The organism is Bacillus sp. CGMCC 1.60114 (genome assembly GCF_042676365.1).
GTDB lineage: Bacteria > Bacillota > Bacilli > Bacillales > Bacillaceae_G > Bacillus_A > Bacillus_A rhizoplanae_A.
Map to the genome: position 1 here is coordinate 1 of NZ_JBHTHG010000024.1, position 1,296 is coordinate 1,296.

The following is a 1,296-nucleotide window of genomic DNA, read 5'->3' on the forward strand; positions in this document are numbered from 1 at the left end:
TTGTTCCTCAAAACGAAAAAACGAACCGAATTCCCATGGACAACTATGAAGAGATAAAATTTTTGTTTTGGGGATACTTCAAAATCTTAACTTGATGGGCATGTGGCGGTACCCCTAAAAAGATTTTTGTAATTAAAGCAGAATAATTATATTTACCTCCATAATTTGTAAGTAAGTTATTTATCATTAGGTATCAATTAAAAAATACAAGATAATGAAAAAAGGAGGAAATTTAAAATGACGTATCCCACATTAAAAATGTACGACTACCACGCATGGGCAAATGGAGTTATAATTGATCGTTTAAAAGAACTTCCTCAAGACATTTATCATAAGGAAATTCAAACAGGTTTTTCTTCAATATCAAAGGTGTTGTCTCACATTTATGCCTCAGATTACACATGGTTTGACATTATTTCAGGTAAAAGCATGGATGAAGCATTGGCGCATGAAGATCAGTTAAGAGAACAGGCGGAAACAAAAAGTATTGAGGAAATGAAAAAGATCTTTTTAGACTTATCTGAACGTTACAAAGCACTTCTAAACAGTCAAGAAGATATCGACAAGGTGATTGTAGTTGATAACCCCTATGCTGGGTTGCTTGAAACTTCTGTTTCTGAATTGTTGCTACATGTTGTCACTCACGGATCTTATCATCGTGGGAATATAGCTACCATGTTACGGCAAATGGGACACACCTCCGTGATGCAAGATTATGGACTTTACCTATTCATGCCCCAAACTTCATGATTACTCGTCTTGGGGTCTTGTATATTTTTATAAAAATTCTTCAATTAAAAGAGTGCTAATGTAATAAGGTTTTCAACGACCTGAGTAATTCTGGAATAGGGCGCTTAAATGGAATAAATAGTAAAGAAAAAGACCGCGAAATATACAAAGTTTTATACAAAACTTATATATTGCAGTCTTTTTAATATGCAAAAATTATACTGCCATTTCATACATAAATTAAATGCCAAATACATGAGCTGCCTACATCTACACACTAAAATGCCTCTTAAAATTGCCAACAGGTTGCGTATAGACGCGACCTAATTGGTTCTACCAACGTATATTTTCATTATTAATTATTGTCTTCCGCATTTTATATTTCTGTCTTACCGTACAGGGAACCGGCTAAAATGTGTCCAAATTGTGTCTAAACGTACAATGTTTCACTTTTGGTGACGTGACCCCATGCCCATCAACTTAAGAAAAAGAAATGCCCCCAAAACGAAAAAATGAGCGGCTTCTCAGAATAACTATCTGTAGAGAAAGAAAATTTTAATTTAGGGG

At 34.3% G+C, this 1,296-nt stretch carries 1 protein-coding gene; it reads left to right on the forward strand.

The window, feature by feature from the left end:
* Window positions 1-237 precede the first annotated feature (237 nt).
* On the forward strand, window positions 238-750 hold the full coding sequence (locus ACFQZ1_RS08955; RefSeq protein ID WP_377881785.1) for a DinB family protein: 513 nt from the start codon (window positions 238-240) through the stop codon (window positions 748-750).
* Window positions 751-1,296 lie beyond the last annotated feature (546 nt).

Coding starts and splice junctions, on each gene's coding strand:
- ACFQZ1_RS08955 (WP_377881785.1), top strand. CDS start 238: ATGACGTATCCCACATTAAAAATGTACGACTACCACGCATGGGCAAAT.